We start from the raw sequence: 21499 nt of genomic DNA on the forward strand, positions 1-21499 counted from the left end.
GCCGCATGCCCAGTAGTCGCATGCCCAGCCGCCGAACGTCGCGCCGCGCCCGGCCCGACCTGTCCCGCCGCTCGCTGTTGATCGGCCTCTCGGCCGGCCTGGGCGGGGCGGCGGGGTGGGCCCTGACGTCGATGATCGGAGCGGGTGACGACGACGAGGGGTCCGGTTCCGGCCAGGATGCGGACTCGGTGGGGCCGCGCCCGTACGTGCCGCCCGAGGGAGCCGTCCCGGTGACCGAGCCCCGCCGCCACTACTACGCCGATCCGGGCGACACCGACGGCCAGACGTTCGGCGACCTGTACCTACCCGACTCCGCGAACCCGGCGTTGCCGGTGGTGGTGCTGGTCCACGGCGGGGGGTGGAAGGACTCGCTCGGCCTGGCGTACATGGAGAACCATGCACGCGACCTGGCGTCCTTCGACGTGGCGGTGTGGAACGTCGAGTACCGGCGGGTGGACTCCGGCGGCGGCTGGCCCACCACCGTGGCGGACGTCTGCGATGCCGTCGACCACCTCGCCGAGGTCTCCGCGCAGCTCGACGGCCGGTTGGATCTACGCCGGGTGGTGGTGGCCGGGCACTCCTCCGGCGGTCATCTCGCGCTGTGGGTTGCGGGGCGGGCGCGGTTGCCGTCCTCGCTGCCCGGGTCCCGGCCGGTCGTGCCGGTCACCGGCGGCGTCTCCCTGGCCGGGGTGTCGGACCTGCTCATGGCCGAGCGCACCGGCGACCGGTACGTCCACAGGCTCCTCGGTGGCCGCCCGGACGAGCGCCGCCAGCGCTACGTCGACGCGTCCCCGGCCACGCATCTTCCCGCCGGGATTCCGGTGGTGTGCGTCCACGGCCGCGACGACAAGGTGGTCCTGCCCGAGCAGTCCGAGTCGTATGTCCGGGCGGCCCGCCGCGCCGGCGACCCGGCCCGGGTCTCGCTGGTCCCCGGCGGGCACGACCCGTGGGGCGACATCAGCGGCACCGTGTGGCACGACACCCGCGACACGCTGCTGGCCATGGCCCGCCGCAGCCCCAACCCGGCGGGCTAGCTCCAGCCGGTGTCCACGCGGATCCGTTCGAGCCGCCGGTAGGCGATCAGCCACTGGCCGTCCACCTTCCGGTACCGCTCGTGGTAGTGCCCCCAGCCGTGGAGCCGCCGTTCACGGCCGTCGACCGACCACCACAACCGGTCCTCCATCGCCCAGATGCCGGTGGCCGTGGGCTCACCGGTGGTCGGGTCCGGGCCCGTCAGCTCCAGCAGCGGCGTGTGCCCGTGGTGGACGCTCGTCACCGGGTTCGGACCGTCGAGGGTGTCGCGGATCGCGGCGGTGAGCGCCTCGCGCCCGCGCACCTCGGCCGCACCGCCGCTCGCCGCCCACGACTCGCTGACCACATCCTCGGTGTGGCACGGTCCGTAGGCGTCCCACTGTTTGGTGTCCATGACGTACAGGCGCCGGGCGAAGACCGCCCGGATCGCCTCGAGGTCCTCCACCGCGCTCCCGTCGTGCAGCCGGCTCATGTCGTGTAATCAGCGTTGATCGAGATGTACTCGCGGCTCAGATCGCAGCCGTAGACGGTGCAGGCCCCGTCGGCCACGCCGGCGCCGCTCTCCACACCCAGGTCGACGGCGATGGTGACCTCCTCGGCCCGCATGATCTCGGTGAGCCGCTCGAGTTCGGCCTCGCCCGGGAACGCCGGGTAGGTCTCGAGGTCGCCGAACACGATGCGGACCCGCTCGGGGTCGATGTCCGTGTCGTCGTGGCACTTGCCGATCGCCATGGCGACCCGTCCCCAGTTGGGGTCGGCGCCGTGGACGGCGGTCTTGACCAGCGGGGAATTGAGGATCGCCTTGGCCACCCGCTTGGCCTGGGCCCGGTCCCGCGCGCCCGTGACCTCGACCGTGAGGAGTTTGGTGGCGCCCTCCCCGTCGCGCGCGAGCTGGCGGGTCAGGTCGAGGCAGATCGCCTCGAACGCCTCACGCAGTTCGACCTCGCCGACAGGGTCGCCCGCGCCGCTGGCCAGGGCGATCGCGGTGTCCGAGGTCGAGGTGTCGGTGTCGACGGACAGGCAGTTGAAGGTCTCGTCCACCGCGGCCCTGAACGCGGAGTCCAGCACCCCCGGTTCCACCGCGGCATCGGTGAACAGCACCGCGATCATCGTGGCCATGTCCGGTTCGACCATTCCGACGCCCTTGGCGATGCCCACGATCTCGGCGGTGCCGCCCGTCGTCGTCGTCACCTCCACCCGCGCCGTCTTGGGATGGGTGTCCGTGGTCATCATCGCGGTCGCCAGCGCGACGGCGTCGGCGTCGAACGTCGCGCCCGCCAGGCCGTCGAGGTGCGTGCGCAGGAGGTCCATCGGGTACCGCCGGCCGATGACGCCGGTGGAGGCGATGAGCATCTCCTCCGGCGCCGCCCCCACGGCGGCGGCCGCGTGATCGAGCACCTCGCGCGCGTCGGCCATGCCCTGTTCGCCGGTGGCGACGTTGGCGTTCTTGGCCACGACCACCACGCCGCGCGCCCGACCGCTCGCAGCATTGGCGCGGCTGAGCACGACCGACGGTCCGGCGAAGAGGGACCGGGTGAACACTGCCGACGACGCCGGGGAGGGACCGTCGTTGACGACGACGAAGACGTCATCCCCGCGCTCACGCAGTCCCGCGGCACCCGAGTGGGCGCGAAAGCCCGGCGGGAGCGGAATCGTCTGGGCGGCGACGGTGGCGTTCGGCGGAGTCATGCCGACCATTCTCCCCCGCCGGGGTCTGCCCGCGGTATGTGACCGCCCGGGTCGGTCCGGGACGCCGGTTCCACCCCGAAGCATTTCAAGAATGTGACACCTCTAACAAGAGAAAGATGTGCGGTCCCGTGCTCTGCATAGATAAGAAAGTGTGCAGCCGGAACACCGGGCGAAAACCACCTCTCAATTAGTAATTCCGCGATCGCTGCGTAACGTCCTCCAGCGGATTCGGGATGTACATCGCGAGTCCGAAAGCAGGACTGCACCACGAGAGCGGCGCACCCTCGCGCCGCCCGCAGACGAAAGGATCATCACATGATCGAGCAGATCTTCACCGGCGTCCTCAACTTCTTCAACAGCCTGATCGGCACCGGCTCCACCGCCGCCGAGGGCTTCGTCAACACCGGCTCCGCCGCTGCCGAGGGTGTCTACGGCACCGTCACCGGCTCGCTCGGCAACGTCGTGGGCTCGCTCTGAGCTGAGTGACGCTGGACCCGCGAGGTCCTAGTCGCATTCAACGCCGACATTCTCTTTCGAGAATGTCGGCGTTGTGCATTTATCAGCCCATTCTTCTCCCGCCTTCCGGGCTTTTCCGGGAAAGCCCGGCACGCCTTTCGGCAATGAATGTGGCGCAGATCACATTAAACCGCGAGTGCCTGCCAACCAGCGAAAGTAAAGAGCATTCCCCGTGAATCGCCCGCGCGCGACACTGAACCGGGTGACTCCTGATGCAGCCGTACGTAGCGTCCGGAGGTGAGTTCCCGACAGGCCTCGTGCTCATCGAGGACTCCGCTAAACCGAGCGACGCACCAGGCGTCGCATCCCCCGACGAAAGGACCATCTCATGGGTTCCATCGAGACTTTCCTCCCCGGCCTCGCCACCGGCTCCGCCGCCGTTAACACCGGCTCGCAGGTCGTCGACGGCGGTGCCGACCTGGCCGCCAACGTCCTCGGCTTCTTCGCCGGCCTCGTCGGCACGGTCACCGACGCCCTCGGTTCCTGAGCCGACGCGCCTGACGGCGCCTCGCCCGGGCCCGGCTTCGGTCGGCCCGAGCGCAGAGTGAGACCGGCCCCCGCTACGGCGGGGGCCGGTCTCCGCATTCCCGCAACCCGTTCGGTCGCAACCCGTTCTGTCGCGGCCCGTTCCGTCCACACGCGCCGGTACCGTGGAGCCATGGAACTCGACCTGACCCGCCACGTCGCCGCCGACCCCGACACCGTGTGGGCCGTGCTCACCGACATCCCCGAGGCGCACCGCACGCTCAGTGGCGTGCTGGCGGTCGAGATCCTCACCTCCGGCCCGTACCAGCCCGGTCTGCGCTGGCGTGAGACGCGCAAGATGTTCGGCATGAAGGCGACCGAGGAGATGATGGTGCTGGCCGTCGAGCCGCCACACTCCACCACCATCGTCGCCGAGAGCGGCGGCACCGAGTACAAGACCGTCTTCACGATCACCCCGGACGCCGACGGCGGTTCGACCCTTCGGATGCGGTTCGGTGCACACACCGCTCACGCCCCCGCGGTCTCCCGGGTCGTGATGTCCGTGATGGGCCGGTTCGCCGAGAAGTCGACCCGCAGGACGATGGAGCAGGACCTGGCGGACATCGCCGCCGAGGCCGAGCGGCGGGCCGGGTGACCCGCACCCGGCCGGGCGCCGATCAGCCCCGCAGCGCCACCGCCCGGTCCCACAGGTCCGCGACGACCTCCGACGCCGGCCGATCGGCGTAGGCGTCGGCCGCCCGCCAGCGCGACCCCGCCCACAGCGGCGGCACCTCGGAGTCCCCGGCCTGCGCGGCGGCCTTGCGCATGGGCCCGGTGAGCAGGTGCAGATGCGGGTACGCCGGGGGCGCGGCCGCATCGAACTCTTCCACGAAACCGTTGACGAGCGCCCGGGCGTAGCGGCCGGTGTAGCAGCGGGTCGGCCGGGACTCTGTGAACCCGGGGTCGGCCAGCGCGCTCCTGTGCAGGTCGCTCGTGCCGGCCTCCGGGGTGCGCAGCAGGACGGTGCCCAGCTGCACACCGTCCGCCCCGGCGTCGAGCACGGCGACCACGTCCTCCGGCGTGCTGATCCCGCCGGCGGCGACGAACTGCGTCTCCGGCAGCGCCTCACGCACCGCCCGCACCAGCGCCACTGTGGTGATGCCGTCGGGCTCCTCCCCCACCGTCGTGGTGGAGCGGTGTCCTCCGGCCTCGGCGCTCTGCACCGACAGCCAGTCCGCCCCCGACTCGACCGCCCGGCGTGCGTCGGCGACCCCGGCCACCGTGACGACCACGGTCGACCCCGCCTCCTGCAGAGCCCGGACCACGCCGGGATCCGGGATCCCGAAGGTGAAGGAGACCACCGCGACCGGGTCGGCCACCAAGGCGGCGAGGCTGGCGTCCTGGTCGAAGTCGGTGAACTCCGGCTCCTCCGGGAGCGTGACCCCCAGCCGTCGTGCGACCGGCCCGATCGCCGCCGCGTACCCCGCCACCGCGTCCGGTCCACCCGCCGCCGACAGGGCGGCGTCGGAGTCGTCGCGGTCCACGAGGAAGACGTTCACCCCGAACGGCGCGTCCGTCAGCTCACGCACACGCGCGATCTCCGCGCGGAGGCCGGCGGCGTCGAGGTACCCCGAACCGATCATCGCGAGCCCGCCCGCCTCGCCGACCGCGGCGATGAGTTCCGGCGTTGTGGGTCCGCCCGCCATCGGCGCACCGATCACGGGACGCCGCAGGTGGGACGGCAGGAGACGGGGCCGGACGTGGCGGGTGTCGTCGTGGGTCATGCCCCCGACGATACGCCCGGCGGTACCGCCCGGCGGTACCGCCCGGCGTCGGGTCACCGCATAGACCGCGCCGCCGACGACGAAGACGACGACGCCCCCGATCACCGACTGCCAGGGCAGACTCCCGGCGACCACCACGCACCCGATCGCACCCAGCACCGGCACCCAGGCCGGCAGTCGCCGGCGTCGCCGATCGAGGCGCAGTGCGGCGGTGTTCGCCACGAGGTAGTAGATCAGCACCGCGAAGGAGGAGAACCCGATCGCCTGACGGACGTCCGCGACCAGCACGATCGCGGCCACCAGCACGCCCACGCAGAGCTCGGCGACGTACGGCGTTCGCGTGATGGGATGCACGGCCGCGAGCGGCGCGGGCAGGTGCCGGTCGCGCGCCATCGCCATCGCCGTTCGGGACACGCCGAGCACCCCACCGAGCAACGCCCCCAGGGCCGCGATCCCGGCGGCGATTCGGACCACCGACGCGAGCACCGCGCCACCGCCTGACTCGCCACCGTCTCCTGCGCCACCGCCTGCCGCGCCGCCGACCTGAGCGGCCGCGTCGAGCACCGGCGCGGCGCTCGCGGCCACTCCCCCCACCCCGAGCACGTGCACCGTGGCGGCCAACACCGCCGCGTAGACCCCGATGACCACGGTGATCGCCACGACGACCGCGCGGGGGATCGTGCGGGCGGGCTCACGCACCTCCTCGGAGAGGGTGGCGATGCGGGCGTATCCGGCGAAGGCGAAGAAGCAGAACCCCGCGCCCCCGAGGACCCCGAGGACCCGGGCGGGCCACGCCTCACCGTCGACGGCGGGCGGTGGCGCCACCGGGCCGGCACTCGCGGGCCCCGTGACCCACGCCATCGCGACGAACACCGCCAGAACCGCCAGCACGATTCCGACCAGCACCTTCGACGCGGCGGCCGTGCGCTGCACGCCGAGCACCGACAGGATCGTCAGCGCGAGCACCGCCGCGGCCGCGACGAGGTCGGCGTGCCCGGGCCAGGTGTACAGGCCGACGGTGAGGGCCATCGCCGCGCAGGATGCGGTCTTGCCCACCACGAAACCCCATCCGGCGAGGAACCCCGGCAGCGGCCCGAGGTGTTCGCGCCCGTAGACGTACGTCCCTCCCGCCGAGGGGAACTGCGCCGCCAGCCGGGCCGACGACAACGCGTTGCACACGGCCACCACCGCGGCCACCGCGAGCGAGACCCACACCAGCGAGCCGGCGCGGGCCGCGGCGGGCGCGAACGCCACGAACACCCCGGCCCCCACCATCGCGCCGAGTCCCACGACGACGGCATCGGACAGGCCCAGTCTGCGCTCCAGAGTCGACGTCACCGTGTCACCATCACAAACCCGGGTGGACGGCAGATGAACGTGGCACCCGGCCCCCGCTCGAATTCGGCTCACCCGCCGGTCCGGATACATTGGGGGTCGTGTCCCTCACCCGCCGGCTCCGCGTGACGGCTGCCGTCCTCATCACCGGACTGGCGATGAGCGGGTGCGCGGACGACGAACCCGTGGACCCGGCCCCCGTCAGCGCTGCGGCCACCCCGGCAGCGACAGCGGCTGGCGCTGCGCCGCCCGCGCCACCGGCGCCGCCACCTGCACCGCCGTGCGAGTCGCCCCTGGATTCACTGAGCCAGCGGGAGCGGATCGCGCAACTGTTTACCGTCGGCGTGAGTTCGATGGCAGACGCCCGGCAGGCGGTCGAGCAACACAAGATCGGGGGGATCTTCCTCGGTGGCGGCGTCGTCGGCGAGGTGGTCTCGGGCGACGCGCTCGCCCGTCTCCAGCAGGACTCTCCCCTCCCGCTGCTGGTCGCGATCGACGAGGAGGGCGGCCGCGTGTCCCGCATCGCCCCCTACGCCGGCCCGCTGCCGTCCGCCCGGGTCATGGCGGCCACCATGAGTCCGGAGCAGGTCCGGTCGGCGGCCCGCGCGCGCGGCGAGTTCCTGCGCGGGATGGGCGTGACCGTCGACTTCGCCCCCTCGGTCGACGTGTCCGCGCAACCGGACGGCGCCGTGATCGGGGACCGCTCCTTCTCCCCCGATCCGGCCCGCGTGGTGCGCTATGCCCGCGCGTTCGCGACCGGACTGCAGGACGCCGGTGTGGCCCCGGTCTTCAAGCACTTCCCCGGCCACGGCCGCTCCTCCGGCGACAGCCACAACCAGTCGGTGACCGTGCCACCCCTGGACCAGCTCGTGCCCCACGACCTGCACCCGTTCGCCGAACTCGCCGGGACCCCCGGCGCCGGCATCATGCTGGGCCACCAGCAGGTGCCCGGACTGACCGGGGTGGACCGTCCGGCCTCGCTCTCACCGGCGGCGTACCGACTCCTGCGGGAGGGCCAAGGTTACGGGGCGCAACAGTTCGACGGACCGATCTTCACCGACGACCTGTCCGGCATGCGCGCGGTCACCGACGCCTTCCCGCTGCCCCGGGCGGTCGCCGAGTCGCTCATCGCCGGCGCGGACTCCCCGCTGTGGATCACCACGGCCGGGATCGGCGAGGCCTTGGACGCCGTCGAACAGGCCCTGGCCAATGGCGCCCTGAGCAGACAGGCCCTCGACCGCTCCCTGATGCGCATGGCGGCACTGCGCGGGATCCCCGGCTGCGTGGGCGGCCCCGCCACCGGGCAGGTCGAGGGCGCCGCCGCACTGTCCGCACCGATCCCCGACCTCGCCCCCCGCGCCGGACTGCCCGCACTGCCGGGGCCACCCGGCTGACCGGTCAGCCCGCGCCCTCCGGAGTCGCCGCGCCCCCGGTCCACACGCCCGAGGATCCGCGACGGTGCGAATCCACCAGGTGGGTGTCGACCACCCCGATCGCCTCCATCAGCGCGAAGACGGTCACCGGTCCCACGAAGCTGAAACCCCGTCGTTTGAGCTCCTTCGCGAGCGCCTCCGACTCCGGCGAGCGGCTGGGTACCTCGTCCGCGGTCCGCGGCTGCGGGGTGGTCTCCGGCCGGTACGACCAGATCAGCTCCCCGAGCCCGCCCTCGGACCGCAGGGCTACCACTGCACGCGCGTTGGCGATGGCGGCGTCGATCTTCCGGCGGTTGCGCACGATCCGCTCGTCGGACATGAGCCGGGCCACGTCGTCCTCGGTGAAGGCGGCGACAGCGTCCGGGGAGAACCCCGCGAACGCCTCCCGGAAGGCCGGGCGCTTGCGCAGGATCGTCACCCAGCTGAGCCCGGACTGGAATCCCTCGAGGACCAGCCGCTCGAACAGGCCGGCCTCGTCGCGGACGGGCACGCCCCACTCGGTGTCGTAGTACTCCCGCAGCAGGGGGTCCCGCGCCGCCCAGGGAGGTCGCCTCAGTCCGTCCTCGCAGAGCACCGTGCCGGCGGCGGAGGCGTGGTTCTGGGTCTGGTTCTGGGTCTGGATCTGTGTCTGGGGCTGGGTCTGCATGGGGTCTCCCGGGTTCATCGGACCACCCGTGTGGCGGTCGCCCGCCACCCTAGGACCGCGCTACGACAGCACGCCCGTGAGCTGGACGATCCGCACCAGAGCCAGGACCAGCAGCGCCACACCCACCACGAGGGTGAGCACGCGCCCGGCCACGCGGCCGTACGACAGGAACCGGTCGATCCGGCGGGTGGCCGCGGTGATCCCGCCCGACCGGACCCGCGCCAGGGCGACGATCAACCCGGCACTGGGCAGGATCGCGATGATCGCGAAGTACAGGATCTGCAGCAGCTTGGACCACCACGGGGTCTCGGCGAAGGAGATGAGCACCATCCCCGCGGCGAACGGCGCCGACGTCCCGGACTGGATGACGCCCAGGGCGACACCCGTGGCCATGATCCCGAACTTCTGCAGGATGTTCTGCGTCAGCGGCGCCTCGACGCTCTCCTCCTTGGCCTCGGCGGGCTGCCGCAACCCCATGACCGTGATGACGAGGCCGACCACGCCGAGCGCGACCATCGCCCACAGGTTGTAGAACAGGCTGCGGACGAACTCCTGGTTGTTGCCGATCACCCACACCGAGATCAGCGAGAGCAACACGATGCCGCAGAACGCGCCGCCGGTGAACCGTGCGGCCCGCGGCGCGAACGCGACCCCGCGTCCGGCAGAGGTCAGCCACAGGCCCGCGATGACGGCGAAGGCCAGGAGGTTGAGCGAATCGATCGCCGCGAAACCCAGCAGGCTGAGGTAGTACTGCACCGGACAACCCTACCGACGTCGGCCCGGCCGGAAGTCTCGGAGGCCGTCGGGATCAGCGTCGTCGTCGCGGTCGCGGCCCTCGTTGTCGTCCCGTTCGCCGTCGTCCCGCTCGCCGTCGTCCCGCTCGCCGGCAGAGCTCCCCTCCCGGCGCGGGCGGCCGAACACCGACCGCTCGCGGCGCCGCAGCACGTCGAGGTCCCGCACGGTCCAGCTCCGCACCGGTGCCGGGACACGCCACTGTCGCCACCACGCGACCATGCGGAACGCGAACACGAGGAAGGACAACACGGTCGCGGCGATCGGCCCCCAGGTGTCGGTGGCCACGGCGAGGGCCGTCAGGGCGGCACCGGTCGCCGCCGGGATGACATACAGGTTGGAGCCGCTGAACACCGCGGGGATCTCGTTGGCGACCACGTCCCGCAGCAACCCGCCGCCCACCGCCGTGACCACCCCGAGCAGCAGCGCCGACGCGACCGGCATCCCGTGATCCAGCGCCCGCGCGGTGCCGAAGGTGCAGAACAGCCCTAGGCCCGCGGCGTCGAACGCGACGATCAGGGTCTGCACGCGGTGGATGAGCGAACCGAGCAGGTACACGACCGCCGCCGCGACCACGGGCGCGACCAGGTAGATCGGCTCCGACAGCGCGAGCGGGGTGACCCCCAGCAGGACGTCACGGATGATGCCGCCACCGAGACCGGCGAGAAGCCCCAGCACGAGGCCACCGGTGATGTCGATGTCCTTCCGCGCCGCCAGCAGGTTCCCGGACAGGGCGAAGAAGAACACACCCATCAGGTCGAACCACAGGACCAGCGGCGAGGACTCCACGGCGGGGCCTAGACCACCGCGTCGGCCGCGTCCGACGCATCCGTGGTGGAACGCGCGTGATGACGGTTGCGCACCGCCCGGAACGTCCAGAGCTTGTTGACGATGAAGTTGATCGGCATCGTGATGAGGATCGTCAGCAGCTGACTCCAGTACTCACGGGAGTTGATCCCGGCGTCCTCGTGGAACAGCGGCTCCGGTAGGTAGAACGGGCTGGTGGGGTTGGTGAACGCGAGCTTGATGAAGATACCCGCGGCCGCCGCCACCGACCCCACCACGAGGAACGGCCAGAACTCCTGCCAGGGCGGCGCCTTGTGCCCCTTGCCGAACGTCCAGTGCCGGTTGAGCAGGAAGTTGTAGACGTTCGCCACGAGGAAGGCCACGATCCACACCAGCGTGGTGAACCGGAAGTTGAACTCCGTCCCCCCGAGCGGGAAGAGGATGTCCTGGGCGTTCTGTGTCCCGCCGTTGGCCTTGTTCATCAGGACCGTGACGATCATGTTCACGACCATGCCGGAGCCACCCACGATCCCGAACATGAGGAACTGTCGGGCGCCACGACGGTAGCGGCCGGGTTCGGGGAGGGCTGGGGTCACAGGCGATGAGTGTAGGCGTTCACCGCCCTCTCAGGCCGCGCCGTGTCCTTCCGCGATGCGTTCCGCCGGGTCCTCGATGGGCCCGGGTGCGGTGCCGTCGCCGAACGGTCGACCGCCCAGTTCCTCGCGGTGGTGCGGGGTGAGCAGACCGGACAGGTCCGGCCCCTTGGGGACCACACCGGTGGGGTTCACGTCCCGGTGGACGTCGTAGTAGTGCTCCTTGATCTGCGGGAAGTCGCAGGTGTCACCGAAACCGGGGGTCTGGAACAGGTCCCGCAGGTAGCCCCACAGCGCGGGCATCTCGGAGATCTTGTTGCGGTTGGCCTTGAAGTGGCCGTGGTAGACCGCGTCGAAGCGGACCAGTGTGGTGAACAACCGGATGTCCGCGACGGTGATCGTGTCGCCGACGAGGTAACGGCGCGTGGACAGCCGCTCCTCGAGCCGGTCCAGCGATTCCCACAGCTCGTCGTACGCCTGCTCGTAGGCGTCCTGGTCCGCCGCGAATCCGCAGCGGTACACGCCGTTGTTCACGGTGGGGTAGATCCACGAGTCCAGCTCGTCGATCTCGTCCCGGTGCTCGGCCGGGTACAGGTCCGGGGCACCCTCGCGGTGGAAGGCCGTCCACTCGGAGAGGAGATCGAAGTTGAGCTTCTGATAGGCGTTGGTCACCACCGACTTCGTGGGCAGATCGACCAGCGCGGGGACCGTGATGCCGCGCGGGTAATCGGGGATCCGGTTGAAGTAGGCCTCCTGCAGGCGGTGCAGGCCGGTCTCCGGGTCGCGCTCGTCCGGGTCGAGGTCAAAGACCCAGGAGTTGACATCGTGCGTGGGGCCCGCGAGACCCATCGAGATGACGCCCTCGAGTCCCATGAGTCGGCGCACGATGATGGTGCGACTGGCCCACGGGCAGGCGCGGGCGGCCATGAGTCGATACCGGCCGGGCTCCACCGGCCACCGCATCTCGCCCACCCTGTCCCCCACAGGTTCCGACCCGGCCGGTACGTCCGCCACCACGCGATCGTTGATGTAGGTGGCGTCGCGGACGAACTCGCCGTCGGTCGAGGCGTTCCTGGCGGGCGTGAAGTCGGTGTCGGCAGCCATGAGGGCCTCCAGAGGTCGGCGTGAGGTCATTGATGCATCACCAACATACCGGGTGGAATGTGGCCAGGCCAGCCCTCCTCCCCACAGGGGGTGTGCGACGCTGGGCACCATGGACTCCGCGCACGTCGACGACGTCCCCGCCCGCTACTCCGACTTCGCCGAGTTCGAGGTCCGCGGACGCACCCCGGTGTACCTCTCCTGGGCCCGGGGCATCGCGGACGACCCCGCCACCAGCGACCTCATCGCCTCTCTGCCCCGGATCAAGCGTCAGCCGGCACTGTTCTTCGCCGCCGCCCGTCACGCCGGCGCGCCCGAGACCGAGGACTACCCGGCCTTCCGCGACTTCGTCCACGATCACTGGCCGGAGATCGAGCAGATCGTCCTCAGCCACTCCACCCAGACCAACGAGGCCAAGCGCTGCGCGGTGCTCCTGCCGTTCCTGTCCCTGCTGCCCGGACCGCTCTCGCTGGTGGAGATGGGCGCGTCGGCCGGCCTGTGCCTGTACCCGGACCGCTACGCCTACCGGTACACGCTCGACGGCGGCGCCACCCGCGAGCTGACGCCCGCAACCGTCGCCTCTCCCGCGGCGCCCCCGGTCCTGGACTGCGACCTGCGCGACGGCGTCCCGCTGCCCCGCGCATTGCCGGAGGTCGTCCACCGGGGCGGCGTCGACCTCTCCCCCATCGATCCAGCCGACCCGGATTCCCGCGACTGGCTACGCAGCCTGGTCTGGCCCGGACAGCAGGCCGAGCGCGTGCCCCGCCTGGACGCCGCGCTCGACATCGCGGCCGCCGACCCGCCGCAGATCATCGCCGGCGACCTGGTCGAGGAGCTGGAGGCCTCCGTCGCCGCGTGTCCCGCGGGATCGACACCGGTGGTGTTCCACACCGCGGTGCTCGGCTACCTCGAGCCGCCGGCCCGCGCCGAGTTCGTCCGCCGGGTCACCGAGCTGGACTGTGTGTGGATCTCGGTCGAGGGTGTGACCCTCCTGCCCGACGTCGCCGAGCAGGTCCCGGAGTCGCTCCGTCGACACAAGGGCATCTTCGTCGTCGCCGTCAACGGTCGCCCCCTGGCCACGGCGCACGGTCACGGTGACTGGGTCCGCGCGCTCGACATGCCCTGACGCGCGCCCCCCACGCGCGCCCCGCTCAGCCGAACGGCCACCCGCGCCGCATCGGCACGTCCGTTCCGGCCCCACTCGCGTCGGGCTCGATGAGGTACTCCGTGCCGAAGGCCGCGGCGTAGATGTCCGGCGGGAACGCCAGCATCATGCCGATGTCGCTGGTCTGACTAGCGTGGCACTGCATCGCGCGACGCTTGAGGTCGATCACGTCCGCCGGCAGGTCGATCGCCCACGCGATCTCCGATTCCGCGACCCCGATGGGTTGTCCGTCGTCGCCGATGAGGATCGCCTGCCGGATCCGATCCGCGTCGAGGTCCATCCCGCCGGCCGCGAGAGCCTGCATGAACTCGGCGGCGGCGGGGCTGTCGAGCATCTCCAATTGGGCGTCGCGGTTGGTCGTGGCCTCCAGCAGCCGCGGACGCCGCGCGGCCAGCTCCACCGCGCGGCGGGCGATCCGGTGCACCGCGATGTGGTCGGGGTGCCCGTAGTTGCCGTGGTGGTCGTAGCCCACCAGCACGTCGGCGTGCTCGCGGTCGAGGATCCGCGCCACCCGCGCGGAGGCCTCGTCGACGTCGGCGCTGTGGAGGCTCAGCGGGTGGTCGTTCTGCTCCCACCCGGTCATCCCCGAATCCCGGTACCCCAGCCAGTCGATCCGGGCCACGCCCAGCACCGCCGCCGCCGCACGGGCCTCCCCCCGCCGGTGCTCGACCAGGTCGCCGTCGGGTCCGACGCGCTCGGGCCGCTCGCCGTGATCGCCGTCGGTGGCGAACACCGTCACCACCCGGTGCCCGGCGCGGGAGGCGAGCGCCATCATCCCCGCGGTCTGGGACGTCTCGTCGTCGGGATGGGCGTGGAGGAACACGATGGTCGACACCCGGACATTCTGCCCTGCCCGACCGCCCGGCGCGGGGGGTCAGCTCAGGCGCGGGCGGCGGGGTGGACGGCGAGCCAGCGGTCGAACGCCTCGGCGCTGGTGAGCTCGGGCGAGTAGCCGAAGACCTCACGGAGCCGGCTGTTGTCGAGCACCGGCTCGGGGACCGCAAGGGTGCGCTTGCCGAGCGGCGCAGCGATCTGGTCGATGGTGAGCGTTCCCGTGCCGGCGACGTTGTAGACACCGGCCGGCCCGTCGCCCACGGCGCGCACGATGATCGCCACCAGGTCGGTGTCCCAGATGAAGACGAACGGCGAGTCCGACCCCCGGACGGCGAGCAACGGTGGAACAGGGCGGTGATCTGGTTGTCCACGGTGTCGCCGAGGATCGTGCCGATGCGCAACACGACCTGGTCGAGATGGGGGTGCTCGCGGCGGGCGTCGGCCAGCATGTGCTCGACGAGCGCCTTGTGGTGGCTGTAGGCGAACGCGCTGGTGCCGCGGACGGCGTGGTCCTCGGTGATCGACACCGACAGCGCCACGTCGCCGCGCGCCCGGTGGGTGAGGATGTTGGAGACGTTGCCGGGCGGGCAGCACGCCACGAGGATCATGCCGAGCGCGACCGACCCCTGCACGCCGAGCAGCAGCGTCAGCAGGAACGTCAGCGCGGGCAGCAGCGCGAACTGTGCGGCCACGGCCACCGCGAACGCCCTGGGCTTGCGCAGCGCCAGCCGGAAGTCGGAGAGCCGGGTGTCCATGGCGATGCCGAACAGGATCAGCCCCAGGACGATCTTCAGCGTGGTGAGGGACCCGGAGTCGAACGCGATCCGGATGTCGTCGACGTTCACGAGCCGGCCCCCTGTGTCTGCGCGGCCTCCGAACCCGCCGCTTCCATGCGCGCGACCAGCCCGGTCACGGCGCCGCGGTAGGCGCTCTTGTTGACGTAGTAGGCCATCCGGTCCAGCCCGAGGTAGTGGTAGCCCCCCGTGAGGTCCGGGCGGGGACCGCGCCGGGAGGAGTCGACGACGGCGAGGGCCGCACGCCCGGCCGGTGAGTCGTCACGGCGTGCCGCGAGATAGCGGGCGACGAGGTCGGCCTGTTCGTAGCGGCCCTGCCAGCCGATGCCGGAGGCCTCGAGCATGCCGAGTACGGCGAGGTCGTCGCGGGCCGACGGGAAGATGTTGAGGTGCAGGTCCGGCGCGGCGGCGCTCTCGGCCCAGTCGAGGTGTCGCCGGTCGATGAACGGGTAGTCCAGCACGTAGCCGGTGGCGAGCATGACGAGGTCGTACTCACCAGAAGTCCCGTCGACGAACCGCACGGTTCGCCCGTCGAACCGGTCGATGTCCGCGCGGACCCCGATGTCGCCGTGCCCCACGTGCTGCAGGATCAACGAGTTCACCACGGGGTGGGACTCGTAGATCTTGTGGTCGGGCTCCGGGAAACCGAACCGGGTCGGGTCGCCGGTGAAGGCCTTGAGTACGCGTGAGTCGATGAACTGCTTGATCCGCGGGGGCAGGGGGCGGCCGCCGGACCCGAGGGTGTCGGCGGGTCGGCCGAAGAGGTACTTGGGCACGAAGTGGTAGCCGCGCCGCACGCTGATGTCGACCGACGCGGCGTGGTGGACGGCGTCGACCGCGATGTCGCAGCCGCTGTTGCCGCCGCCCACCACGAGGACCCGCTTCCCGGCCAGCTCCCGCGGGTACTTGTAGCGGCTGGTGTGGCGGACCTCGCCACTGAACCGGCCCGCGAACTCCGGGATCTTGGGCTCGGAGAGGGTGCCGTTCGCGATCACCAGCGCCGAGAACTCCCCGGCGTCAGCCTCGGGCCCGGGGCCCACCTCGTCGTCGTCGTTCCCACCCACCGCGCGCACGGTGAGTCGCCACCCGGAGTCGCGCTCGTCACTCACCGGTTCCGCGCGGATCACCTCGGTGCCGAAGCGGAACCGTTCGCGTAGGCCGAAGTGGTCGGCGAAGTCGCGGAAGTAGGCCAGCAACCGGCGGTGGTCCGGGTAGTCGGGGGTGTCGGCCGGCATGGGGAACTCGGCGAACTCCGTGGTGCGGGCGGAGGAGATGAGGTGGGCCGACGCGTAGACCGTGCTGCGCGGGGAATCGATGTTCCACAGTCCGCCGACGTCTCCGGCGAGGTCGAAGCCCACCCAGGCGACGCCCTGACGGTCGAGGTTGCGGGCTGCGGCCAGGCCGGAGGGGCCGGCCCCGATGATCGCGACTGGACGGGTGTCAAAGAGGGGCACGGGTACAGATACTGCCCCAGAACGCGAGAATCCCCGGCCGGTTTCGTCCGCACTGGACGAAATCGACCGGGGAGGGCTCGGGGCGCGCCCCCGAACTGGCCGGAGCGGGCCGGGGTCTACTTCTCGCGAACGACCGAGCCGTCGTCCTGCAGACGCAGGAGCGGGTAGATGCCGTTCTCGTCGTGGTTCTCGTCGCCGACGACCGGGGGGTTGAAGACGCAGAGCATCTGCATCTCCTCCTCCACGATGACCTGATGCTTCTCGTTGCCGTCGAGCAGGTACATGGAGCCCGCCTCGAGCGGGTACTCCTTGTCGTTGGTCAGGTCACGCAGGGTGCCCTTGCCACGGGTCAGCCAGACGGCCTCGATGTGGTTGGCGTAGTGGAAGTCGTTGGTCGTGCCGGCGGCGATGGTGGTCTCGTGGAACGAGAACCCGACGCGGTCGTCGGCCAGGACGATGCGCTTGGACTCCCAGTTGCCGTTGTTGCCCTTGATGTGGCGGTCGGTGTCGGTGATCTCTGCGGTGGTACGAACGATCATGCGGGGCCTCCTCGGCGAGGTCGTGGGTCGAGGGTGTGTGGTCTGGGCGCTCAGAGGTACTGCTGGGCGAGGACGTGGTCGACGGCCTCGTAGCAGATCTCGATGCCGCGATCGCGCTCGTCGTCGGTCAGGGTGAGCGGGGCGAGGAACTTGACGACCTCGTCGCTCGGGCCGGCGGTCTCGACCAGCATCTTCTTGTCGAAGCACCGGGCCATGACCTCTCCGGCCAGCTCCGGCTTCTCGAGGAAGGCGATACCGAACGCCATGCCGCGGCCGCGGAGTTCGAGCTTGCCCTCGTACTTGTAGACCAGCGGGGAGAAGCGCTCGCGCAGGATGCGGCCGTTCTCCAGCGTGCGGTTCTGCAGCTTGTCGTCGGACCAGTACTTGCGCAGCGCCACGTCGGCGGTGATGAACGCCATGTTGTTGCCGCGGAAGGTGCCGTTGTGCTCGCCCGGGGTCCACTCGTCGAGTTCGCGGTTGAACAGGGTGATCGCCAGCGGCAGGCCGTAGCCACCGATCGACTTGGACAGGCAGACGATGTCCGGCTTGATGCCCGCGAACTCGAACGAGAAGAACTCGCCGGTGCGACCGCAGCCCATCTGGACGTCGTCGACGATCAGCAGGATCTCGTGGCGCTTGCACAGCTCGTCGAGGGCCTTCAGCCACTCGGCGCGCGCCGCGTTGATGCCGCCCTCACCCTGGACGCACTCGACGATCACGGCCGCCGGGCGGTTCATGCCCGAGCCGGAGTCGACGAGGACGCGCTCCATCCACTGGAAGTCCTCGGTGACGCCACCGAAGTAGTTGTCGTAAGGCATCGGCGTGGCGTGGACCAGCGGGATACCGGCACCAGCGCGCTTCATCGAGTTGCCCGTGACGGACAGCGACCCGAGGGTCATGCCGTGGAACGAGTTGGTGAAGTTGATGATGGCCTCGCGGCCGGTGACCTTGCGGGCCAGCTTGAGCGCCGACTCGACGGCGTTGGTGCCGGTCGGCCCGGGGAACATCACCTTGTAGTCCAGCCCGCGCGGCTCGAGGATCTTCGAGGAGAAGGTCTCCAGGAACGCGCGCTTGGCGACGGTGTACTTGTCGAGCGAGTGGGTGACACCGTCACGCTGGATGTACTCCAACAGCGCGCTCTTCATGTCGTCGTCGTTGTGGCCGTAGTTCAGTGCGCCGGCACCGCCGAAGAAGTCGAGGTAGTCGTCTCCGTCGACGGTCGTGAGCGTGGTGCCCTTGGCGGTGTCGAATACCACCGGCCAGTTGCGCGAGTAGCTACGGACCTCCGACTCGCGGTCGGAGAAGATGTCCGTATTGGTGCTGGTGTCGTGCGTGGACTCGGTCATGGTCTTCAGATCACTCCATTTGTGAAGATGCGGGCGACGGTGGCGGGCCGGGCGGCCCGCGCGCCCTCGTCTAGGAAATCGTGTACAGGTCTTCTTGCTCGTGACCTTCGCCGAGGAGTTCGGAGCTCAGGTAGTCCTCGTCGGACAGGGTCATCCCGCGGTCTCGCGCGACGGCACCGAAGGTGCGCTGTGACGCCTCGTTGTCCGGGCTGATGGTGGTGCGCAGGCGCACCACGCCGCGCTCGGCCAGCCGGTCCATGAGGTGATGCAGCAATCGCGCCGCCAGTCCCTTGCCGCGCTGGTCGGCGTCGACGCCGACCTGCCACACGAAGATCGTGTCCGGCTCCGAGGGGCGGATGAATCCGGTGACGAATCCGACGACCCGGCCCTCGACCTCCACCACCACGGAGCTCTCCGAGAACTCCGCCCCCCACAGCACGTAGGCATAGGAGGAGTTGAGGTCGAGAACGCCGCTGTCTCGGGCGATCTCCCACATGCGGGTTCCGTCTGCCGCGGTGGGCACGCGGAACAGCGCGTCGGACGAATCAGGGTTACGGGGTACTACTCGTTCTCCTGGGTTCATAGTCGATGTCCACCGTAGTGACGTCCCCACGTTGTTGCATCACCCTTGCCCAATTCGTTACCTGAAAACACGATGAGTGTGCAGGTGGCCGCCGGGGAGTGAGGTCGGTCACGCGGCAGTCTCCGACAACGGTTCCGGCGACGGCCCTGCGGTGAGAGAATTAGGACATGGACGCCAACCCGATCACCGAATTCGACGAGGCGCGAAGTCTGCAGCTTCTGGGCACGGTCTCCCTGGGACGCCTGGTCACCGTCTCCGAGGGCCGTGCCGACATCTTCCCCGTCAACTACGCGCTCTCCCCGGAGGGCAAGCTCTTCTTCCGCACCGCGGAGGGCTCCAAGCTCGCCGGGATCACGGTCCATCCGGATGTCGTGTTCCAAGTCGACCACATCGAGGGCGACGACGCCTGGTCGATCGTCGTCCGCGGGACGGCGCGACGGCTCGACAGCTTCGCGGAGATCAACCGCGCGGAGGAACTTGGGCTCAAACCCTGGATCCCGACCCTGAAGTACAACTTCGTCGAGATCACGCCCGAGAAGATCTCCGGCCGCGGGTTCACCTTCGGCGAGGAGCCGGAGCGCTACACCGGTTACTGAGCCACGCCTCACTGGCCTGCGCCCACCTAGCCACCTAGCCACCTAGAACGGTGGTGGGTCGATGAGTTCGTCGAGGCGTTCGTGGAGTAGGGCGCGGATGCCTTTTTCGATGTCGCTGTGGTGGGGTTTGTTGCGGGCCCACCAGCGGCTGGCGCTCTCGGGGGTGGCTTTCCCGGGCGTGGTGTCGGTGGCCGCGCCGGTGCTGGCGCTGGCGGCGTCCGTGCCTGTGCCGTTCCCGGTGGCCGAGGCGGTACCGGTGCCGGGGGCGGGTGGGGCGGGGTCGTAGGTGCGGGCGCGTTCGGCCTTGCGGCGTTCAGCATTGCGGCGTTCGGTGCGGTGGCGGGCGGCGCGGCGCGACCAGAACGTCGGCTCCGCGTCGGCCTTCTCGTCGCCGGTGGGGGCGGGGCTGCGGCGTTGTTGCCGGGTCCACGCCTCGGTCTCGGCGCGGGCCTGTTCGCGCCGGTACTCGGCCAGTGGGCCGGAGGGTCGGGTGAGCATGGTGGTGCCGTCCGGGGTGCGCACCAGCAGGGTGCCGTCGGGCTGCAGTTCGTAGATCCAGTCGGAGAAAGTCTTGAACCGGTGATGACGCCGGCACATCGCCGCGAGGTTGGCCTCGATGGTGTGCCCGCCCCGTTGGGGGTCGGCGTGATCGAACGGCACCACATGGTCCAGATCACAGGCCTCGGCCGGGATCGCACAGCCGGGGTGGCGGCAGGTGCCATCCCTTAGCCGGATCCGGCGGGCCAACTGGGCGCCGGGCCGGTACTGCAGGGCGGCCCGGGCGTCATCGGCGGCCCCGATGCGCGGGTCGATGGGCTCGAAGGTGGCCCCGTCGCTGGTGGCGAGCATGTCGAGCAGGGCCTGCAGCGCGGCCTGGCCGGTGCGGGCGAACTCCACCCGGGCGCCGCCCTCGTCGCGGGCGTCGTTGCCGGTGGCGATGACGGTGACCTTCGGCCGCAACGCCACCCCGGCACCAGGCGCGCCCGACCGGCCGGAGCGGGCAGAGGTGCCAGCAAGGCCGGCATCGCCGCACACCAGGGACATCAGGGCGTCGGCGCGCCGCTCGGCGATCGAGTAGTCCTCGACCTCGCCAGCGGCCGCGCGATCGCCCGCGTTGGCGGTGTCGGCGTTGGCGGTGTCGGCGTCGGTGTTGGCGGCGGCTTGGGCGTCGGCGTACTTGTGGTCTTTCACGCGCTGGTCGAGGGCCTCGGCCAGGACGGCGGCTTCCTCGGTGGCCAGGATCGCCGAGACGCTGGACATGCCGTCGACGCCCTTGTGGAACCGCACCCCGCGGGTGCGGGCCGCTTCCTGACGGCGCAGGCGGATCCCGTTCGAGTCGTAGCGGGCGATGATCGCATCGACGTTGCCGCGGATGGCTTTCTCGCCCATGCGCACCCCGCCCTCGATCGCGGCGAGGTACTCCTCGACGACCCGCCGCTGCACCGCCTCGAGCACATCGACGTGGACGGTGGCCATCTGCGAGGCCAGGATATTCGCGGCCTGCAGATCCAGCCGCCCCTGCGCCATCGCGGACAGGATCGCCGGATACCGCAGGTGCAGATCGAGGGCGAAGGTGATCATCCGCTCGGCCCGGCCCGTCGAGATCGCCATCGCCGACACCACGTACCCGGCCGCGACATCGATCGGATCGAGCACCGCATGCCCGGGCCGACACTCACCGCCGCCCGCACCGGACTCTTCCCGGCGCTGGCATTCGACAAACAGTTCGTAACAGGCCACGAACCGGCGCGCCGCCGCGCGATTCTCGCCCATCCACCCCTCCCGCGCCGCCGCCCGCAACCCCGACAGCGACACGGGCGCCGCGGAACCGGAGCCGCCACCAAACGAGGGCGAGCCACCGGACGGGGATGGGGACGGGCCACCGGCCGCGGTGTCTGCGTTTCCGCCCATGTGCCCCACCCCCTGACCGTCTGGTTGGTATCGAATCTGTGTTCTACGATACGCACACGCATTCGAACAGGCAAGGGTTTTTTCCGCTGCTGGCCTACCTATTGA

At 70.6% G+C, this 21499-nt stretch carries 22 protein-coding genes and 2 pseudogenes; 7 read left to right on the top strand and 17 right to left on the bottom strand.

Features of this window, described 5'->3' with window-relative positions; translation table 11 throughout:
- Positions 1-5: 5 nt before the first annotated feature.
- Positions 6-1034: an alpha/beta hydrolase gene (locus NR111_RS07470; RefSeq protein ID WP_256820452.1), complete on the top strand. Its 1029-nt coding sequence runs from the start codon at positions 6-8 to the stop codon at positions 1032-1034.
- Here the strand turns inward: NR111_RS07470 and NR111_RS07475 are convergent.
- Together NR111_RS07475 and argJ are read right to left on the bottom strand one after the other, a co-directional pair.
- Positions 1031-1504 carry a nuclear transport factor 2 family protein gene (locus tag NR111_RS07475; protein WP_154831062.1) on the bottom strand — a complete coding sequence of 158 codons (474 nt, stop codon included), beginning with the start codon at positions 1502-1504 and terminating at the stop codon, positions 1031-1033. The two genes, NR111_RS07470 and NR111_RS07475, sit on opposite strands and share 4 nt — an antisense overlap.
- The gene (gene argJ / locus NR111_RS07480) at positions 1501-2721 is read right to left on the bottom strand and encodes a bifunctional glutamate N-acetyltransferase/amino-acid acetyltransferase ArgJ (RefSeq protein ID WP_256820453.1); all 1221 of its coding nucleotides are present in this window, start codon (positions 2719-2721) and stop codon (positions 1501-1503) included. The genes NR111_RS07475 and argJ overlap by 4 nt, the downstream gene beginning before the upstream one ends.
- A gap of 315 nt (positions 2722-3036) precedes the next feature.
- Here argJ and NR111_RS07485 point away from each other — a divergent pair, with 315 nt between their 5' ends.
- The 3 genes from NR111_RS07485 (at position 3037) to NR111_RS07495 (ending at position 4357) form a co-directional block, all read left to right on the top strand.
- Positions 3037-3198 carry a hypothetical protein gene (locus NR111_RS07485; protein ID WP_206473064.1) on the top strand — a complete coding sequence of 54 codons (162 nt, stop codon included), beginning with the start codon at positions 3037-3039 and terminating at the stop codon, positions 3196-3198.
- A gap of 367 nt (positions 3199-3565) precedes the next feature.
- The gene (locus tag NR111_RS07490; protein WP_182616812.1) at positions 3566-3724 is read left to right on the top strand and encodes a hypothetical protein; all 159 of its coding nucleotides are present in this window, start codon (positions 3566-3568) and stop codon (positions 3722-3724) included.
- A gap of 171 nt (positions 3725-3895) precedes the next feature.
- The gene (locus NR111_RS07495; protein ID WP_096906637.1) at positions 3896-4357 is read left to right on the top strand and encodes an SRPBCC family protein; all 462 of its coding nucleotides are present in this window, start codon (positions 3896-3898) and stop codon (positions 4355-4357) included.
- A gap of 22 nt (positions 4358-4379) precedes the next feature.
- Here the strand turns inward: NR111_RS07495 and NR111_RS18810 are convergent, their stop codons facing one another.
- Positions 4380-5486, bottom strand: coding sequence for an NAD(P)H-dependent flavin oxidoreductase (locus NR111_RS18810; protein ID WP_374210702.1), 1107 nt, complete (start codon positions 5484-5486; stop codon positions 4380-4382).
- Between the two features lie 27 nt (positions 5487-5513).
- Positions 5514-6824 (bottom strand): annotated as a pseudogene (locus NR111_RS18815) (APC family permease); the annotation flags it as partial.
- A gap of 98 nt (positions 6825-6922) precedes the next feature.
- Between NR111_RS18815 and NR111_RS07510 the strand changes: the two are divergent.
- Positions 6923-8215: a glycoside hydrolase family 3 N-terminal domain-containing protein gene (locus NR111_RS07510; RefSeq protein WP_206473075.1), complete on the top strand. Its 1293-nt coding sequence runs from the start codon at positions 6923-6925 to the stop codon at positions 8213-8215.
- A gap of 4 nt (positions 8216-8219) precedes the next feature.
- On the opposite strand, the gene NR111_RS07515 is transcribed toward NR111_RS07510, so the two are convergent.
- The 5 genes from NR111_RS07515 to NR111_RS07535 are packed head-to-tail and all read right to left on the bottom strand — an operon-like array spanning position 8220 to position 12175.
- Positions 8220-8900 (bottom strand): DNA-3-methyladenine glycosylase I, encoded by a 681-nt coding sequence (locus NR111_RS07515; RefSeq protein WP_067715923.1) that lies wholly within the window; start codon positions 8898-8900, stop codon positions 8220-8222.
- A 60-nt stretch (positions 8901-8960) separates the two neighbouring features.
- Positions 8961-9656: a hypothetical protein gene (locus NR111_RS07520; protein WP_067715919.1), complete on the bottom strand. Its 696-nt coding sequence runs from the start codon at positions 9654-9656 to the stop codon at positions 8961-8963.
- A 9-nt stretch (positions 9657-9665) separates the two neighbouring features.
- Positions 9666-10481, bottom strand: coding sequence for a trimeric intracellular cation channel family protein (locus NR111_RS07525; RefSeq protein WP_067715918.1), 816 nt, complete (start codon positions 10479-10481; stop codon positions 9666-9668).
- 8 nt (positions 10482-10489) lie between these two features.
- The gene (locus tag NR111_RS07530; RefSeq protein WP_082923884.1) at positions 10490-11074 is read right to left on the bottom strand and encodes a GtrA family protein; all 585 of its coding nucleotides are present in this window, start codon (positions 11072-11074) and stop codon (positions 10490-10492) included.
- 30 nt (positions 11075-11104) lie between these two features.
- Complete coding sequence (locus NR111_RS07535) at positions 11105-12175, bottom strand: glutathione S-transferase family protein (protein WP_067715913.1); 1071 nt, start codon at positions 12173-12175, stop codon at positions 11105-11107.
- A 109-nt stretch (positions 12176-12284) separates the two neighbouring features.
- Here NR111_RS07535 and NR111_RS07540 point away from each other — a divergent pair, with 109 nt between their 5' ends.
- A complete protein-coding gene (locus NR111_RS07540; protein WP_256820455.1) occupies positions 12285-13298 on the top strand; it encodes a DUF2332 domain-containing protein in 1014 nt (337 codons plus the stop codon).
- Between the two features lie 25 nt (positions 13299-13323).
- Here NR111_RS07540 and NR111_RS07545 read toward each other — a convergent pair whose 3' ends face one another.
- From NR111_RS07545 to ectA, 7 genes and pseudogenes are all read right to left on the bottom strand, one after another.
- Positions 13324-14172 (bottom strand): PIG-L family deacetylase, encoded by an 849-nt coding sequence (locus tag NR111_RS07545; protein ID WP_256820456.1) that lies wholly within the window; start codon positions 14170-14172, stop codon positions 13324-13326.
- 44 nt (positions 14173-14216) lie between these two features.
- Complete coding sequence (locus tag NR111_RS07550; protein WP_256820457.1) at positions 14217-14510, bottom strand: hypothetical protein; 294 nt, start codon at positions 14508-14510, stop codon at positions 14217-14219.
- A gap of 236 nt (positions 14511-14746) precedes the next feature.
- Positions 14747-14926: pseudogene (locus tag NR111_RS18485) on the bottom strand (bile acid:sodium symporter family protein); the annotation flags it as partial.
- Positions 14927-15012: 86 nt separating this feature from the next.
- Entirely contained in the window at positions 15013-16419 is a 1407-nt protein-coding gene (locus tag NR111_RS07560; RefSeq protein WP_256820458.1) for an NAD(P)/FAD-dependent oxidoreductase, read from the bottom strand.
- A gap of 116 nt (positions 16420-16535) precedes the next feature.
- Positions 16536-16958: an ectoine synthase gene (locus NR111_RS07565; protein WP_067715905.1), complete on the bottom strand. Its 423-nt coding sequence runs from the start codon at positions 16956-16958 to the stop codon at positions 16536-16538.
- 50 nt (positions 16959-17008) lie between these two features.
- The gene (gene ectB, locus NR111_RS07570) at positions 17009-18304 is read right to left on the bottom strand and encodes a diaminobutyrate--2-oxoglutarate transaminase (RefSeq protein ID WP_256820459.1); all 1296 of its coding nucleotides are present in this window, start codon (positions 18302-18304) and stop codon (positions 17009-17011) included.
- Positions 18305-18374: 70 nt separating this feature from the next.
- On the bottom strand, positions 18375-18887 hold the full coding sequence (gene ectA, locus NR111_RS07575; RefSeq protein WP_154831075.1) for a diaminobutyrate acetyltransferase: 513 nt from the start codon (positions 18885-18887) through the stop codon (positions 18375-18377).
- Positions 18888-19054: 167 nt separating this feature from the next.
- Here ectA and NR111_RS07580 point away from each other — a divergent pair, with 167 nt between their 5' ends.
- Positions 19055-19483 carry a pyridoxamine 5'-phosphate oxidase family protein gene (locus tag NR111_RS07580; RefSeq protein WP_069390131.1) on the top strand — a complete coding sequence of 143 codons (429 nt, stop codon included), beginning with the start codon at positions 19055-19057 and terminating at the stop codon, positions 19481-19483.
- A 42-nt stretch (positions 19484-19525) separates the two neighbouring features.
- Here NR111_RS07580 and NR111_RS07585 read toward each other — a convergent pair whose 3' ends face one another.
- Positions 19526-21256: an HNH endonuclease signature motif containing protein gene (locus tag NR111_RS07585; protein ID WP_256820460.1), complete on the bottom strand. Its 1731-nt coding sequence runs from the start codon at positions 21254-21256 to the stop codon at positions 19526-19528.
- Positions 21257-21499 lie beyond the last annotated feature (243 nt).

The organism is Dietzia sp. Die43 (assembly GCF_024519835.1).
GTDB classification, from domain to species: Bacteria; Actinomycetota; Actinomycetes; order Mycobacteriales; family Mycobacteriaceae; genus Dietzia; species Dietzia kunjamensis.

Coding starts and splice junctions, on each gene's coding strand:
- NR111_RS07515 (WP_067715923.1), bottom strand. CDS start 8,900: ATGCAGACCCAGCCCCAGACACAGATCCAGACCCAGAACCAGACCCAG.
- NR111_RS07565 (WP_067715905.1), bottom strand. CDS start 16,958: ATGATCGTTCGTACCACCGCAGAGATCACCGACACCGACCGCCACATC.
- ectB (WP_256820459.1), bottom strand. CDS start 18,304: ATGACCGAGTCCACGCACGACACCAGCACCAATACGGACATCTTCTCC.
- NR111_RS18810 (WP_374210702.1), bottom strand. CDS start 5,486: ATGACCCACGACGACACCCGCCACGTCCGGCCCCGTCTCCTGCCGTCC.
- NR111_RS07540 (WP_256820455.1), top strand. CDS start 12,285: ATGGACTCCGCGCACGTCGACGACGTCCCCGCCCGCTACTCCGACTTC.
- NR111_RS07490 (WP_182616812.1), top strand. CDS start 3,566: ATGGGTTCCATCGAGACTTTCCTCCCCGGCCTCGCCACCGGCTCCGCC.
- NR111_RS07585 (WP_256820460.1), bottom strand. CDS start 21,256: ATGGGCGAGAATCGCGCGGCGGCGCGCCGGTTCGTGGCCTGTTACGAA.
- NR111_RS07580 (WP_069390131.1), top strand. CDS start 19,055: ATGGACGCCAACCCGATCACCGAATTCGACGAGGCGCGAAGTCTGCAG.
- NR111_RS07495 (WP_096906637.1), top strand. CDS start 3,896: ATGGAACTCGACCTGACCCGCCACGTCGCCGCCGACCCCGACACCGTG.
- NR111_RS07485 (WP_206473064.1), top strand. CDS start 3,037: ATGATCGAGCAGATCTTCACCGGCGTCCTCAACTTCTTCAACAGCCTG.
- NR111_RS07470 (WP_256820452.1), top strand. CDS start 6: ATGCCCAGTAGTCGCATGCCCAGCCGCCGAACGTCGCGCCGCGCCCGG.
- NR111_RS07535 (WP_067715913.1), bottom strand. CDS start 12,175: ATGGCTGCCGACACCGACTTCACGCCCGCCAGGAACGCCTCGACCGAC.
- ectA (WP_154831075.1), bottom strand. CDS start 18,887: ATGAACCCAGGAGAACGAGTAGTACCCCGTAACCCTGATTCGTCCGAC.
- argJ (WP_256820453.1), bottom strand. CDS start 2,721: ATGACTCCGCCGAACGCCACCGTCGCCGCCCAGACGATTCCGCTCCCG.
- NR111_RS07475 (WP_154831062.1), bottom strand. CDS start 1,504: ATGAGCCGGCTGCACGACGGGAGCGCGGTGGAGGACCTCGAGGCGATC.